We start from the raw sequence: 13,419 nt of genomic DNA, 5'->3' as shown, positions 1-13,419 counted from the left end.
ATTTATTTGAAAGTGTACCATTAGAGTACCTGGGTCAATAAAGGAAAAATAAAAAGGACTTCTAATTTGAAGTCCACTAAGCTAAACGTACAATTATTCTTTATATTTGCTTCTTTTTATATCCATAAAAATACATGCTCAGCGGCCACCAAATGACTGCAAAAATTGGATATACTGCCCAAATTGTATTAGGTGTAGAAATGATATTTACAATAATAAAGAAAATACTAATAAAAATGCTAGCCGTAAAAGAAAATGCGACAAACGCTTTTCGTTTTGCATAATAAATTGATAACGGCCACCAAATAATCGCAAATGCTGGATAAATCACCCACGGATATTCAGGAGATGCGATCAAATTTAATAAGCCATAATAAGCAATTGTTATGATACTACCAATAAGTGCGATCGATAATGTTCTAGCTTTCTTACCTAAATGCAAGAAGATAGGCCAACTAATAATTGGCAAAGCGGAATAAAAAAACCAAAGATAATCAGGTGAATGAATTAAGTTTTCTGTTAGCAAAAATGCAAGAAGTACAATACTGCCGAAAACTGAGAATTGTTTTAGCGATCTTTTCCCAATGAAATATAGGCTAACGGGCCAAAATAAAATGAAAAAACATGGGTAAATGAACCAAACTGTACCAGGTGATGTAACAAAATTTACGATCATGAAAAAGAGCATAGTCATAATGCATCCAGCTGTTGCGAAACCAAGATAATTTTTCACTATTTATTCACCTCACTTTTTTCGTTGCCAGTAGAAGTACATAGAAAGTGGCCACCATAATAGTCCAAACGTTGGGTAGACAAACCAAATTGTCTTTGGTGTGTAGTAAAAATTAATAAATAAGAAGAAAGCGATTAGTAAGCCACTTCCCCATATTGAATAGGCTAAATTTAGCTTTGCAAAGTTACCTTTTTTTCGATCTGGTTTCTTTACACCAAGTTCTTTCTTTAATTCGTCAATGTCTCCAAATTCAACGATTGCTTTATTTATAGCATCTTCTTCTTCTTTGCCATTTTCCATTAAATACATGACTTTTTCTTCTAGATTTTGAATGATTTCTTGTTTCACTATTTCTGACTGTTCCGTTTTTGGAACATCTTTAAATAGTTCTTCAATATGATTTCTAATTTTTCTCATCGTATCTCCTCCATAAATAAATCGATAATTTCTTTGACTTCCTGCCATTCTTTCACTAGTTCACTTAAATATGCTTTACCTAATGTAGTAATCTTGTAATATTTTCTTTTTCCACCGTGTGTAATATCACCAAAATAAGCTTCCACTAGTTCCTTTTTTTCTAAACGTTGAAAAACTGCGTATAAAGTAGCTTCCTTAATTTGAAACCGATTATCTGTACGTAGTCCAATTTCTTGAGATATTTCATAACCATATCGATCCTTCTCAGAAATTAGTTTTAATATGATTGAGTCAAGATGCCCTCGTATGATGTCACTTCTAACCATAATTCACCTTCTAAAATATATTATTCTATCTGATAGAGTAATGTTAACAATAATTACTCTATCTGTCAAAGTAATTTTATGTTTTTATCATCATTACTATTCCAAAATGGCGCACAAAGCCCGTCCGAAGAATAAAATAAGCTTTTAGTTTATTTTTCTTTGTTCTGCTCTACTATATGTCACGTTTTTTATTTTTCATTCGTCTTAATTAATGAACGATGGAAAGGGAGCTGAAATAGGATGTTAAATCAAATAAATAATAGTCAAAAATGGGATGTTGTTGTATTAGGTGGAGGTATCGCTGGTTTGACTGCAGCGATTTATTTAGCTCAAACTGGAAAAAAGGTATTAATTTTGGAAAAAGGATCTAAAGTAGGTGGTAGAGGTATTTCTAATCAAGTCGGGAACGCTCAGTTAAATCTTGGAGCACATGCGTTATATACAAACTGTATTGAGATTTTAAATGAAGTAGGAGTTAAATTGTCTGGCAAAATTCCAAAATTGAGTGGTTCATTTATTTTTGGAGATCAGTTTGAGCAAATGAAAGTGATTGAGGCATACAATTTATTTTTGGGGAATCATTTAAAGTGGAAAGAGAAAATGGAATTTCTTCGCTTTTATCGACAAATCCGTAAAATGGATATAGATGAATTAAATTGTATTAGTTTAGAAGAGTATTTGAATAATAATATAACGAGTAATTGCGTGAAAAATTTAATATTAGCGTTCATACGTTTATCTACTTTTACTTGTAACTCTGAACTTTTAAGTGCTGGAGTGGCGATAGGTCAACTTCGTAGCGCAAAAGTAATGTATATAAATGAGGGATGGCAAGCAATTGTTAATGACTTGGTTAAAACTGCAGAACAACATGGTGTTGCAATTCAAAAAAGTTCATCAGTATGTAAAGTTACTGGCACTTATCCAAATATAAATCTCGAACTACGAAATGATACTAGTATTTCCACTAAATGTTTATTATCAACGATTAATCCAGTTGATTTAGTTAAGCTAATTGATGAGCCAGTCTCAGATTCATTTTTACAGAAATGTAGTCAAATGATCCCGATAAAAGCTGCATGCTTAGATCTTGTCATGCGTGGTTTACCAAATCCAAAACTCAATTTTGCTTTAGGTATAGATCAGCCATGGTATTTTTCGAATCATTCTACAGTTGCTAACCTAACGACTGAACAAGGAGAAGTTGTTGTCCATCTAATGAAATATTTAAACTCGGTTAACGAAACAGATCCGTCAAAAGATGAGGAAGAGCTAGAGGGCTTGCTTGATTTACTTCAACCTGGATGGAGAGATTATGTCATTTCACGTCGATATCTTCCTAAGTTAATTGTTTCTAATGATATAAAAAAACCATTGGAAAGCTTAAATAGCAGTTTATCAAATAGAAAAGTAGGTGTAGATGGCATTTTTGTCGCAGGAGATTGGGTTGGTCAAATGGAACTTCTATTGAATGCATCATTGACTAGCGCAAAAAGCGCTGCAAATTTAATAAATGAAAAGCTTGCTTTTCAACTAATTTAATAATAGAGGTGAGAAAGTTTATGGAGGTAGACGATCTATATTCTCAATATAAGCCACTTCTATTTTCGATAGGTTATAGTATGCTTGGTTCAATTGAGGATTCGGAGGATTTAGTACAGGATACATTTCTCGCAGTTCAAAAATTGAATCACGCCGCAAAAGATGAGCCAAATAATATGAAAGCTTATTTATGCAAAATTATGACCAATCGCTGCCTAGACGTATTAAAATCATCTAAACATAAAAGGGAAGTCTACATTGGACCGTGGCTACCAGAACCGATCATTCAAAACTTACCTGAGGATCTAACTAGAGATCCAATCGAGAAGATGATTTTAGATGAAACGATTACCTATGCGTTTTTAGTATTAATAGAACAGTTAAATCCAACCGAAAGAGCAGTATTTGTATTACGTGAAGCCTTTGACTTTGATTTTCGTACAATAGCGAACATTTTAAATAAAACTGAATTAAATTGCCGGAAAATATTTAGTAGACTTCAACGTAAAATCCAAATAAAGGATGCAGCTACAAAACAAAATCTTAATCATGAACTAGACATTGCTAAACGATTTATAGAAGCAGCGGAAACTGGTAATTTAGATATGTTAATATCACTTCTAACCGAAGATATTATACTAATTACAGATGCTGGTGGTAAAACGAAAGCTGCTCTACGTCCAATAAATCTACAGAAAAATGTGGTTGCATTTCTGACCGAAATAAGAAAGAAAATAACTACCCCTTCTGAAATTCAATGTGTTTTGGTAAATAATCAAATTGGCTTAATGGTAAAAGCTGAGGGAGAAGAAGCAACTGTAATTTGTTTTGAAATAGAAGATGACCGTTATCGAAGAATTTATATGATTCGAAATCCGGATAAAATCAGATTTTAAGATTAAAGTTCAATTAGAGGGAATCCCATAGGTTTATGGGGACCCTCGTTTTTTTTCAAGAGAGAAGTTAAGCGGAAATAAGTAAGTAAATGAGTATGTCAGAAATACTAGCTCATTAGACATTCCCATTTAGATTTTTGTATTATTAACGTTAAGCAATATAGTTTAATGATTGAATATGTTTAAAGAATAATTGTTAGGAGTGCATATGGAAACGAAAGAGTACTTAATAAGGCAGCTTAATGAAATTGAAAAATGGGAAAAGGATCAAAAAAGCGTATTTTTTTGGGAGAAAATTGGCAGAATTCCTTTTATGATTTTAGATAAAATAACGCCGAAATTTGTTCATGATAAAATTGGTCTAATTTTGGATGAACTATCAAAATATGTTAATGCAGGTGGTCAATATTTAGTTAGTGTTCCAGCAACTCTTACGAAGATGAGCAGGGAACTTTCTATTCAAGAGATATCTGATGTAGAGATGGTAAATCAGCTTAGTCTTGAACAAATGGATCAGGTTTCAAATGCTTTTATTTCTAGCCGTAAACAATTCGCAAAGGTTCAAGGAGCGACTACAGGATTTGGTGGTATGTTCACGATTGCTATAGATATTCCAATATTGTTAGGTCTTACACTAAAGACACTTCAAGAAATAGCAATTTCTTATGGTTATGATCCAAATGAACAAACGGAGAGAGTTTTTATTATAAAATGTTTACAGTTTACGTCAGCGGATATTGTTGGAAAAAAGGCGATATTAGAAGAGTTAACAAATATTGAAGGAAAAAAAGCATTTTCTCAAATAGAAGGTTGGAGAGAAGTATTCTATACATACCGTGACAATATGGGCTGGAAAAAGCTGTTCCAAATGATTCCAATTGCTGGCCTAATATTCGGTGCATATGTAAATAAGCAGGCAATTGAAGATGTTGGTGAAGCAGGTAGAATGTTATATAAGAAGAGACGCATTCTTGAGAGACTGAATCATGTAGAATAAACAAGAAAAAGATGAATTTAGTTTAGAGCTAAATTCATCTTTTTTTTGAATTCATAAATCAAACGTTTGTTTAATTTTTAAACTTATTTGGGAATTGCTTAATTATCCCTGCAGATAATGCATCTGCTAAAACGTTTATGTGGTGTAGACCATCATCAAATGCTTTTACATTTCCGGCCCAATCCATTTTTATTCTAGTTACTACTTCATTTGTTACCATTTTTAAGTGTACGTATAGTAAATTCTTTAAAGCTTGATTTGACCAATTAGGATTTGCTTTGCTTAAAAACGCAGCAATATCGTCTGCATTTTTGAACCATTGATCATTTAGTGTTTTTAATGTTGTCATATCATTTGCTTTGGCAGCATCAACAATTTTACCAGCTAATACGATATGGTCGGTTAATAATTTAGCAAGTTGATCCCCAGCGGCATCACCATAATATGGTTTAATTGCATTTCCAATATCTTGTTGGTTCCTTAAAAGTCGAGCAAGTACGATATCTTTATCAGGTAAGCCCGCAACTGCACTTACAATATATTTGCTAGTCCAAATTGTGTGATCGTTCCAAAGCTTTCTCATATCACCTTGGAATTTACATGCCGAGTTACTTACACATTTTCCGTGAACTCGAGTATCAACCTCCTCAGCACCTGTTTTAATTGGAGCTAAAAATAATGCAAAACATAAAAAAACAGTTGTTAATTTCAGTAATTGTTTCTTCATCTAGACGTCTCCTTTGAGAAATATTCAAAATGTACCAATATTATTTTGGATTTTTTTTCTAGTAATATTCATAAATTTTTATGTCTTTTTGTTTGGGAAATCGAAGAACATCAAAAATAATACTATTTTCATATATAAAAAATAGTGACTTTAATATAATATTAAAATGAACTAATGGTTAAAAATGGAAAAAACTTTCAACGATATTAATTTCTTTGAAGATGAAAGGGGCGTTGATTTGTTAAATTATTTGTATCCTAGTATTTTTGTTATGTCTTTTTTTATTTTATACTTTGGCTATAGATTCCTAAGGAGTTATATTACTTTACAAAAATATTTATATTGGATAATCTTTGGAGTCTACTTTACATTCCTCATTGATTTAACTTTGTTTCCATTTCCCTATCAAAAATATTTAATACAAATCATGATTGAAGACAGATTAGGTGATTTAAACAATTTTGTTCCCTTTAAGGGAGTAGTAGATATTATAAGGAGTGGCTCATTTACAATTGCTCTAAAACAAATTGGTGGAAATATTTTATTATTTATTCCATTTGGATTAGCATGGCCGATTCTCTTTCCGAAGATTATGAAACGTAAAACGATTTTAATTGGTTTTTCTTTAAGCTTAGTAATTGAATTAACTCAAGGGATAGCTGGATTATTCTTAGGTTACAATTATAGATCTTGTGATATCGATGATTTAATCTTAAATACGCTTGGCACAGCATTAGGAATCTTTATCTATTGTGTAAGAACAAATTTTTATATTAAATCAGACCTAGTTGAGGATAAATGTTAAAAAAAAAGACAAGTTGCAAAATGCTACTTGTCTTTTAGTTTCTGAAGTTCATTCACCGTGACAAACTTATATCCTTCATTAGATAGTAAATCTAAAATCCCTTTAATTGTCGCCAATTCTTTACCAGTTTTATCATACATCGGATGAATTAAAATAATTGAACCTGGTTTAATATTTTTCTTTACATAATTCAATTTGTCTTCGGTATTCGTGTAAAAAGTATCTGGTTCTATATTCCACGTAATTGTATCTCGATGATGCTTATGCAAGTAATACGGTAAACCAAATAGTTTTTTTCCATTCGGAGGACGGAAGTCGATTTCACCTTTATAGCCTGCTTTTCGGATTAATTTGTCTGTTTTTTCAATTTCGCTTTTAATGTAGGAAGGTGATTTTAGCACCATTCTGTTATGAGAGTATGTATGGTTACCAACCTGTTGTCCTGCATCTACGATTTTTTTAGCTTCCTCTGGATTCTTTTTAATTTCATTGCCGATTAGAAAAAAGGTAGCTTTCGCATTATATTGGTCTAGAAGAGGTAGAATTTGATCAACAATTTTAGTTGGACCGTCATCAAATGTAAGAGCCACTACTTTTTGGTTTGTATGTACCTCGTTAGTTAATCCCCCAAATAGTTGAAAAGATCTTGCGTTCATTAGTTTATACAACCCGTATAAGACAAGAAACAAAATGACAATACTTACAATTATTTTTAGTAGTCGTTTTTTCATATACTATACCTTTCTTTCTAGTTAGTAAAAATTAAACATAATTATATCATCAAAAATTATAAAAAGAATAAAAGAAGGAAATTAAAGGGAATTTATATATGTTGAAAGAAATAGTGTAATAAAGCGCTTAAAAGTTTATTTATGAAAACAAAATTAGCCAAAACCATTTACTTGCTAATTCATCAGTTTAGTATTAAACTGATAACAAGATCGATCAAAGAGGTGCAAAAATGTTAAATAGTCATAATGAATCTTCTACAAGTAAATCAAAAAATTTAGCAGTTTTACTTTGGTTTCGATTAGCGCGTTTTTATCTTAAAAATGTTAGAGAATCAAATACTCAATTGAAAAAATGGGGACTGACGACTGCTCAATTTGATGTCATTGTTCACGTGGGTAGAAATAAGCGTCTTACTCAGCAAGAATTAGCAGATAAATTAGTTGTTACAAAAGGAAATGTAACGCATTTATTAAAGAAAATGGAAGAGCTCCAGTGGATAAAAAGAGAAGTAGAATGGAAAAACAAATACCTCTCTTTAACAGATTTGGGTCAAAAAATGTATGAAGAAATTGTTCCTACACAAGAGGAGTTTCAGCAAGTTCAATTCAGTAAATTGACTGAAGAAGAACAATTACAATTACTTAACTTATTAAGGAAATTAAATAAATAAAGTGAAATGGAGGAGAGTTAATGGAAAAAATGAAAGGAATACATCATATTACAGCCATAGTTGGTGACCCACAGGAAAATATGGACTTTTATGCGGGGATTTTAGGATTACGTTTTGTGAAAAAAACAATTAATTTTGATGATCCAGGTACGTATCACTTTTATTTTGGAAATGAGGGTGCTGAACCAGGGACTATTATAACGTTTTTCCCTTGGGCAAATGCATACAGAGGAAAAGTTGGAAGTGGTCAAGTAGGGAAAACAACATTCTTAATCCCAGCTAACTCGATGGCTTTTTGGGAAACTCGTTTAGCTTCTTTTAATATTAATACAAATAAAGTTAGTCGATTTGGAGAAACATTTCTACAATTTGAAGACTTTCACGGCTTACAGCTTGAATTAGTTGAAAGAGAAGAGGGTACAGAAAATACTTGGGAGTTTAATGGAGTTACTAAGGATGTAGCGATTAAAGGGTTTGGTGGAGCAGTTTTATATTCTGGTGCACCTCATAAAACAGCAGAGCTATTGGAAAACGTTATGGAATTAGAAAGTTTAGGCCAAGATGGAAACTATTTACGCTTTAAGGCTGCTGGAGCTATTGGAAATATTATTGATATCGAATTAGCAGCAGTAGGAAGAGGAGCTATGGGAGTAGGAACTGTCCATCATATTGCATGGAGAGCTAGTAACGATGAAGAACATGTAAAATGGCAGCATAAGATACATGACCATCAATATGGAGTAACTGAAATAAAAGATCGAAATTACTTTAATGCAATCTATTTTCGTGAAAATGGTGGATTACTATTTGAAATCGCAACTGATCCACCTGGATTTATGATTGATGAGGAAAAAGACCATTTAGGAGAACAGCTAATGCTTCCAAAATGGCAGGAACCTAATCGTGAAACAATCGAAAATCATCTACAACCGATAATTATCAGAGAAGTGAAAGGAGAATAATGATGAAACACGTATTTATTAAAGGAAGTAATCCTTCTAAGCCAACATTCTTATTACTGCATGGTACTGGTGGGAACGAACATGATCTATTACCTATTGCGGGTATGATTGATGATGAAGCTTCAGTTTTATCTGTTAGAGGAAATGTGAGTGAAAATGGAATGCCTCGTTTTTTCAAGAGATTAGCTGAAGGGGTATTTGATATGGAAGATTTAGTTTTCCGTACAAAAGAATTGAAGGACTTTATTGAATCAGCTTCTTCAGAACATGGATTTGATTTAAATAATATTATTGCGATTGGTTATTCAAATGGTGCTAACATTGCTGGTAGTCTACTGTTCCATTATGAAAATGTATTTAAAGGCGCTATGCTATTACATCCAATGGTACCAATTCGTGATTTAGAATTACCTAAAATGAAAGAAGTGTCAGTCTTTATTGGAGCAGGTAAAAACGATCCGATCTGTTTGCCACAAGAAACAGAAGAACTAGCATCGTTGTTAGATGGTGCTGGTGCAGAAGTCGTTACTCATTGGGAAAACATGGGTCATAGCTTAACAAGATCTGAAATTGAAGCAGCAACTGATTGGTACAAAAATAACTTTTAAGGGGTAACCAAAAATGATGAAGTCTTTTTCTCCAGCAGATTTAAGTGATCGTGATAATTATAAATTCTTAATTGGTGGGATTATCCCAAGACCAATTGCTTTTGTAACAACTGAATCAAATGAAAATGTATTAAACGGAGCACCATTTAGTTATTTCAACATTGTCACATCGAATCCACCGATGATTTCTGTATCTGTTCAACGACAAAACGGTAAACAAAAGGATACAGCTAGAAATGCGATCGAGAAAAAAGAATTCGTCGTTCATATAGTTGATGAATCAAATGTAGAAGCGATTAATAAAACAGCAGCTGCACTACCACCAACAGAGAGTGAGGTCGAATTAGCGGGACTTACTCCAGTTGCAAGTGTAAAGGTTTCAGTGCCAGGAGTAAAAGAATCGAAAATTAGAATGGAATGTGTTTTAGAACAAGCAATTCCGTTAGGTAAAGATAATGAAGCGTGTGATTTACTTATTGGAAAAGTCGTTCATTTTCATATAGAAGATGAAATTTATGAAAACGGACGTATCGATGCGAATGGTTTAAAAGCAATCAGTCGTTTAGCAGGAAATGATTATGCTAAAGTTGGGGAAATGTTTACGATTGAACGTCCGGTATAAGTTTATAAGAGTGAAGAGTAAAGCCGAATGTGCTTTGCTCTTTTTTTATGTAAAGGAGCAAGCTAGACTGTCATATGAGGGCAGTCTTTTTTTGTACAAGCTATTTTAAATTTGAAAAAAAATAAAAGAAAAATGAACGATTTGCAGAACCTAATCGTATAACAAATGAAATGAAACAAAAATTGTATAAGCAAGGTAGAAAGGAGGAAGAAATGGTTGATTTAGATGAACAAGAAATAATAAAACATGCTCAGCAAGGTGACCAAGAAGCCTTCGCTAAACTCTTTCAAATCCATTACTCCTTTTTATATAAATACGTATTAAAGATGACGTTAAATCAGCAAACAGCAGAAGATTTAGTGCAAGATACGATGCTGAAAGGATATGACAATATAAAGAAGTACAACGGTCAATCAAAATTTTCAACATGGTTAATGACGATCGCTACTAGACTTTATTTAGATCAACAAAGAAGGAAGAAGCGTGAGTGGTTTTGGCAGAAAAATGAGGCAGAAGAATTATCACGTTCCTTAAATTGGCAGCTATCTTATAAAGGATTTGAGTGGAGTGATATTATGGAAGGCTTTGAAAAACTTAAATCTGATGTACGAACGGCTATTTTATTAAAACATTACTATGGGTATACAAACGAAGAAATTGGAAATATGATGGGAATTCGTGAAGGAACGGTTAAATCAAGAATCCATAATGGGATGAAGGAATTACGAAAGGAGTTAGTGCAAAATGGATAAAGAAGAAATAGTATCGGCACTGAAACAGTTTGATGAATTAGTGGATATTCATGAGCCATCAATCAGTACGATTACAGAAAAACTTCAAATGCATCAGGAAAAAAAGAAAACCATTTTTTTAAAAGAACTAGTTCTGTTCATTTGTGTGGCATGCAGTTTGTTTGTAAGTATACTTCTCATAGCGCAAAAAGTACCAGTAAGTATCGTTATTTTTCAAGGTTTAGGATTTATTGCACTACCAATTATTTTTAAACGAGATAAAAAGAAAATCGAAAGTGAGTGGAGTTAGTATGGAATGGACAATGAGGAATATCATTATTTTAGTTTTAGTATTTATCGTTTTAATAACTCAAAGTATCATGCTTTTTACAAAAGCTAAAAAGAGAAATCGTTCGGCGTGGTTATGGGGCTTATTAGGAATAATCCAATTTCCTTGGCCAAGTATATTTTTTTACTTTTTAGTTGTTAGAAAGGATCGAAAAAAACTAATTTAAAAAAGTGTATTTAAAAATACTAGACTGATTGGAACGGTACAATGAAGTCTAGTATTTTTATTTTTGTGTTTGACATCTTTAGTGTATTACGTGTATAGTACACGTATAAGGTGTATTAATTGAGTAATACACGTAGTCATGTAGTATGTGTATGAACTAAGTAGTACACACACATACTATTTAAATTGTATTAAGAACGAGGAGGTGGATTGATGGAATTTATAGTGAATAACCGTGAACCAGTTTATCTACAGGTTGTTAGGCATTTTAAACAGCAAATTGCAAAAAGACTATTAGAAGCCGGTCAAGAAATACCATCAAGAAGAGAATTAGCTGTTCAATTTAATATAAATCCAAATACTGTACAAAAAGCATACAAGGAAATGGAGGAACAAGGATTGATTACGACTGAACGAAATTTCCCTAGTAAAATTACGACAGATATACAAGTGTTAAATGGTGTAAGAAATGAACTGATTATGGAAGCTGTAAATGAATTCGTAGATTCAATTAAAGTAATTAATGTCCCGGTAGAAGAATTACTTACAATGGTTAAGCAAAACTATGAACAAAAGATAAAAGAAGAAAAGAAAGGAGAGGCTTAAATGATTCAAGTAAAAAATGTTTCAAAGAAATTTGGTCGAAAAAATGTATTACGTGATATTTCCTTCACTGCAAATAAAGGAGAAATAACATGTTTAATAGGTATTAATGGTGTGGGGAAGTCCACAACGATGAAAGCAATCATGGGAATCACGCCAATTGATCGCGGTGAAATTTTAATAGATGATAAGAAGATGAATCATTCGATGTATGAGAATATCACGTTTATTCCAGATACACTTACAATGCTTCCAAGTTTTACAGTTGGTGAAGCAATGCAGTTTATGAAGGATTTTTATGTAAATTGGAACGAAGAACGTGCTAAAGAATTACTTGGATTTTTCCGTTTAAAAGAAGATGAAAAACTAGGTGAACTTTCAAAAGGTAATGCCGCAAAAGCCAATTTACTATTCGGTTTAGGGTTAGATGTAGATTATGTTCTAATGGATGAGCCTTTTTCTGGAATCGATATGTTTAGTAGAGAGCAAATTGCAAAAGTGTTTACGAGTCACTTAATTGAAGATCGAGGCGTGATCATAACAACACATGAAATTAGTGATATTGAGCACTTAATCGATAAGGTCGTTTTATTAGATAATGGGGAAATTCTTAAAGAGTTTTATACTGAAGAGTTACGATTAGAAGAAGGTAAGTCAGTGATGGACGTAATGAGAGAGGTGTATCATTCATGAATCGATATTTAAAACTAGTGAATTTTGAAGTGAATCGATTGGTTAAATTATATATAGGATTATTAATTATAGTAGCTATTTCACAGTTTGCAAGTTTGTTTGCCGTAAAGTCTGCCTATATGGAGCAAGCTAATGAAGCAAATTACGCAAGCTCAGTAAAAGCAACCCAAGAGTTTATCGCTTCAAGTGGGTTACTAAACTTTAACCATGTTGTTAATCATCCATTATTTATTGGCCCAATCTTAATATGCATAGCGTTAATGATGTTTTATGTGTTTATTATTTGGTATAGAGATTATTTCGGAAAAAACACATTTATTTACCGCTTATTTATGCTACCAACTTCAAGAATGACAATTTACTTTGCTAAAGCAACTACGATCTTACTTATGGTTTTAAGTTTACTCGCATTTCAATTAATACTTATACCAATAGAAATAAAAGTATTCCAAAGTATAGTTCCAACTGAACTTTTAGGAAAAATGAGTACTGTTGACCTGTTTATGAGCCCTAATATTTTTGTAATGGTTTTACCGAATAATCTTGTAGATTTCATTTTTAGATATCTTGTTGGAATGGGACTAGTGTTTACCCTTTTCACATTCATATTATTAGAACGTAGTTATCGATGGAAAGGCATATTATTTGGAATTTTATATGCGATGGGGATTGCAGTTTTATTATTTTCACCAGCGATTATTCAAAACTATATTATTGGAAATGATTTCTCATTTTATCCAAGCGAAGTCATTTATATGGAATTAGGTCTTTTTGCAATCATCATTACAATTTCAATCTTATTTAGTAAATATTTATTAAAAAACAAAGTTTCGGTGTAAGG

Annotated in this window: 19 protein-coding genes; 14 read left to right on the top strand and 5 right to left on the bottom strand. The window is 32.2% G+C overall.

The genetic code is table 11. From position 1 onward, the window contains the following. Positions 1–100: 100 nt before the first annotated feature. The 3 genes from CN692_RS08600 to CN692_RS08590 are packed head-to-tail and all read right to left on the bottom strand — an operon-like array spanning position 101 to position 1,476. Positions 101–733 (bottom strand): hypothetical protein, encoded by a 633-nt coding sequence (locus CN692_RS08600; protein WP_098118743.1) that lies wholly within the window; start codon positions 731–733, stop codon positions 101–103. 12 nt (positions 734–745) lie between these two features. Continuing rightward, complete coding sequence (locus tag CN692_RS08595; RefSeq protein ID WP_098118742.1) at positions 746–1,150, bottom strand: permease prefix domain 1-containing protein; 405 nt, start codon at positions 1,148–1,150, stop codon at positions 746–748. Then, complete coding sequence (locus CN692_RS08590; RefSeq protein WP_098118741.1) at positions 1,147–1,476, bottom strand: PadR family transcriptional regulator; 330 nt, start codon at positions 1,474–1,476, stop codon at positions 1,147–1,149. The genes CN692_RS08595 and CN692_RS08590 overlap by 4 nt, the downstream gene beginning before the upstream one ends. A gap of 240 nt (positions 1,477–1,716) precedes the next feature. Between CN692_RS08590 and CN692_RS08585 the strand changes: the two genes are divergently transcribed. From CN692_RS08585 to CN692_RS08575, 3 genes are all read left to right on the top strand, one after another. Further along, positions 1,717–3,018, top strand: coding sequence for an FAD-dependent oxidoreductase (locus CN692_RS08585; RefSeq protein WP_098118740.1), 1,302 nt, complete (start codon positions 1,717–1,719; stop codon positions 3,016–3,018). A 20-nt stretch (positions 3,019–3,038) separates the two neighbouring features. Continuing rightward, positions 3,039–3,914, top strand: a complete 876-nt coding sequence (gene sigJ, locus CN692_RS08580; RefSeq protein ID WP_098118739.1) for an RNA polymerase sigma factor SigJ — start codon at positions 3,039–3,041, stop codon at positions 3,912–3,914. A 208-nt stretch (positions 3,915–4,122) separates the two neighbouring features. Then, positions 4,123–4,911 (top strand): EcsC family protein, encoded by a 789-nt coding sequence (locus CN692_RS08575; RefSeq protein ID WP_098118738.1) that lies wholly within the window; start codon positions 4,123–4,125, stop codon positions 4,909–4,911. 70 nt (positions 4,912–4,981) lie between these two features. Here CN692_RS08575 and CN692_RS08570 read toward each other — a convergent pair whose 3' ends face one another. Then, positions 4,982–5,638, bottom strand: a complete 657-nt coding sequence (locus tag CN692_RS08570; protein ID WP_098118737.1) for a glycosyltransferase — start codon at positions 5,636–5,638, stop codon at positions 4,982–4,984. A 184-nt stretch (positions 5,639–5,822) separates the two neighbouring features. Between CN692_RS08570 and CN692_RS08565 the strand changes: the two genes are divergently transcribed. Beyond that, entirely contained in the window at positions 5,823–6,443 is a 621-nt protein-coding gene (locus CN692_RS08565; protein ID WP_098118736.1) for a VanZ family protein, read from the top strand. A gap of 23 nt (positions 6,444–6,466) precedes the next feature. Here CN692_RS08565 and CN692_RS08560 read toward each other — a convergent pair whose 3' ends face one another. After that, on the bottom strand, positions 6,467–7,174 hold the full coding sequence (locus CN692_RS08560; RefSeq protein WP_098118735.1) for a polysaccharide deacetylase family protein: 708 nt from the start codon (positions 7,172–7,174) through the stop codon (positions 6,467–6,469). Positions 7,175–7,404: 230 nt separating this feature from the next. On the opposite strand from CN692_RS08560, the gene CN692_RS08555 reads away from it, so the two are divergent. The 10 genes from CN692_RS08555 to CN692_RS08510 all read left to right on the top strand — a co-directional run bounded on the left by CN692_RS08555 (position 7,405) and on the right by CN692_RS08510 (position 13,417). Continuing rightward, positions 7,405–7,845, top strand: coding sequence for a MarR family winged helix-turn-helix transcriptional regulator (locus tag CN692_RS08555; protein ID WP_098118734.1), 441 nt, complete (start codon positions 7,405–7,407; stop codon positions 7,843–7,845). Positions 7,846–7,865: 20 nt separating this feature from the next. Continuing rightward, positions 7,866–8,807 (top strand): ring-cleaving dioxygenase, encoded by a 942-nt coding sequence (locus CN692_RS08550; RefSeq protein ID WP_098118733.1) that lies wholly within the window; start codon positions 7,866–7,868, stop codon positions 8,805–8,807. Positions 8,808–8,809: 2 nt separating this feature from the next. Beyond that, positions 8,810–9,415, top strand: a complete 606-nt coding sequence (locus tag CN692_RS08545) for an alpha/beta hydrolase (RefSeq protein ID WP_098118732.1) — start codon at positions 8,810–8,812, stop codon at positions 9,413–9,415. 16 nt (positions 9,416–9,431) lie between these two features. After that, the gene (locus CN692_RS08540) at positions 9,432–10,037 is read left to right on the top strand and encodes a flavin reductase family protein (RefSeq protein WP_098119109.1); all 606 of its coding nucleotides are present in this window, start codon (positions 9,432–9,434) and stop codon (positions 10,035–10,037) included. A 212-nt stretch (positions 10,038–10,249) separates the two neighbouring features. Continuing rightward, positions 10,250–10,789 (top strand): RNA polymerase sigma factor SigY, encoded by a 540-nt coding sequence (gene sigY / locus CN692_RS08535; protein WP_098118731.1) that lies wholly within the window; start codon positions 10,250–10,252, stop codon positions 10,787–10,789. Further along, a complete protein-coding gene (locus CN692_RS08530) occupies positions 10,782–11,078 on the top strand; it encodes a DUF5345 family protein (RefSeq protein ID WP_098118730.1) in 297 nt (98 codons plus the stop codon). Before sigY ends, CN692_RS08530 begins: the two co-directional genes overlap by 8 nt. A 1-nt stretch (position 11,079) precedes the next feature. After that, a complete protein-coding gene (locus CN692_RS08525) occupies positions 11,080–11,283 on the top strand; it encodes a transcriptional regulator (RefSeq protein WP_257131738.1) in 204 nt (67 codons plus the stop codon). Between the two features lie 212 nt (positions 11,284–11,495). Continuing rightward, a complete protein-coding gene (locus tag CN692_RS08520) occupies positions 11,496–11,888 on the top strand; it encodes a GntR family transcriptional regulator (protein ID WP_098118729.1) in 393 nt (130 codons plus the stop codon). Then, positions 11,889–12,578, top strand: a complete 690-nt coding sequence (locus CN692_RS08515) for an ABC transporter ATP-binding protein (RefSeq protein WP_098118728.1) — start codon at positions 11,889–11,891, stop codon at positions 12,576–12,578. Next, entirely contained in the window at positions 12,575–13,417 is an 843-nt protein-coding gene (locus CN692_RS08510) for a hypothetical protein (RefSeq protein ID WP_098118727.1), read from the top strand. Before CN692_RS08515 ends, CN692_RS08510 begins: the two co-directional genes overlap by 4 nt. Positions 13,418–13,419: the final 2 nt, after the last annotated feature.

Source organism: Bacillus sp. AFS002410 (assembly GCF_002556365.1).
Classification (GTDB): domain Bacteria; phylum Bacillota; class Bacilli; order Bacillales; family Bacillaceae_G; genus Gottfriedia.
This window is presented reverse-complemented; position numbering and strand designations above follow the sequence as displayed.

Bases quoted from the DNA above. Each gene is read 5' to 3' on its own strand.
- CN692_RS08595 (WP_098118742.1), bottom strand. From the start codon at position 1,150: ATGAGAAAAATTAGAAATCATATTGAAGAACTATTTAAAGATGTTCCA.
- CN692_RS08590 (WP_098118741.1), bottom strand. From the start codon at position 1,476: ATGGTTAGAAGTGACATCATACGAGGGCATCTTGACTCAATCATATTA.
- CN692_RS08585 (WP_098118740.1), top strand. From the start codon at position 1,717: ATGTTAAATCAAATAAATAATAGTCAAAAATGGGATGTTGTTGTATTA.
- sigJ (WP_098118739.1), top strand. From the start codon at position 3,039: ATGGAGGTAGACGATCTATATTCTCAATATAAGCCACTTCTATTTTCG.
- CN692_RS08575 (WP_098118738.1), top strand. From the start codon at position 4,123: ATGGAAACGAAAGAGTACTTAATAAGGCAGCTTAATGAAATTGAAAAA.
- CN692_RS08570 (WP_098118737.1), bottom strand. From the start codon at position 5,638: ATGAAGAAACAATTACTGAAATTAACAACTGTTTTTTTATGTTTTGCA.
- CN692_RS08565 (WP_098118736.1), top strand. From the start codon at position 5,823: ATGGAAAAAACTTTCAACGATATTAATTTCTTTGAAGATGAAAGGGGC.
- CN692_RS08560 (WP_098118735.1), bottom strand. From the start codon at position 7,174: ATGAAAAAACGACTACTAAAAATAATTGTAAGTATTGTCATTTTGTTT.
- CN692_RS08555 (WP_098118734.1), top strand. From the start codon at position 7,405: ATGTTAAATAGTCATAATGAATCTTCTACAAGTAAATCAAAAAATTTA.
- CN692_RS08550 (WP_098118733.1), top strand. From the start codon at position 7,866: ATGGAAAAAATGAAAGGAATACATCATATTACAGCCATAGTTGGTGAC.
- CN692_RS08545 (WP_098118732.1), top strand. From the start codon at position 8,810: ATGAAACACGTATTTATTAAAGGAAGTAATCCTTCTAAGCCAACATTC.
- CN692_RS08540 (WP_098119109.1), top strand. From the start codon at position 9,432: ATGAAGTCTTTTTCTCCAGCAGATTTAAGTGATCGTGATAATTATAAA.
- sigY (WP_098118731.1), top strand. From the start codon at position 10,250: ATGGTTGATTTAGATGAACAAGAAATAATAAAACATGCTCAGCAAGGT.
- CN692_RS08530 (WP_098118730.1), top strand. From the start codon at position 10,782: ATGGATAAAGAAGAAATAGTATCGGCACTGAAACAGTTTGATGAATTA.
- CN692_RS08525 (WP_257131738.1), top strand. From the start codon at position 11,080: ATGGAATGGACAATGAGGAATATCATTATTTTAGTTTTAGTATTTATC.
- CN692_RS08520 (WP_098118729.1), top strand. From the start codon at position 11,496: ATGGAATTTATAGTGAATAACCGTGAACCAGTTTATCTACAGGTTGTT.
- CN692_RS08515 (WP_098118728.1), top strand. From the start codon at position 11,889: ATGATTCAAGTAAAAAATGTTTCAAAGAAATTTGGTCGAAAAAATGTA.
- CN692_RS08510 (WP_098118727.1), top strand. From the start codon at position 12,575: ATGAATCGATATTTAAAACTAGTGAATTTTGAAGTGAATCGATTGGTT.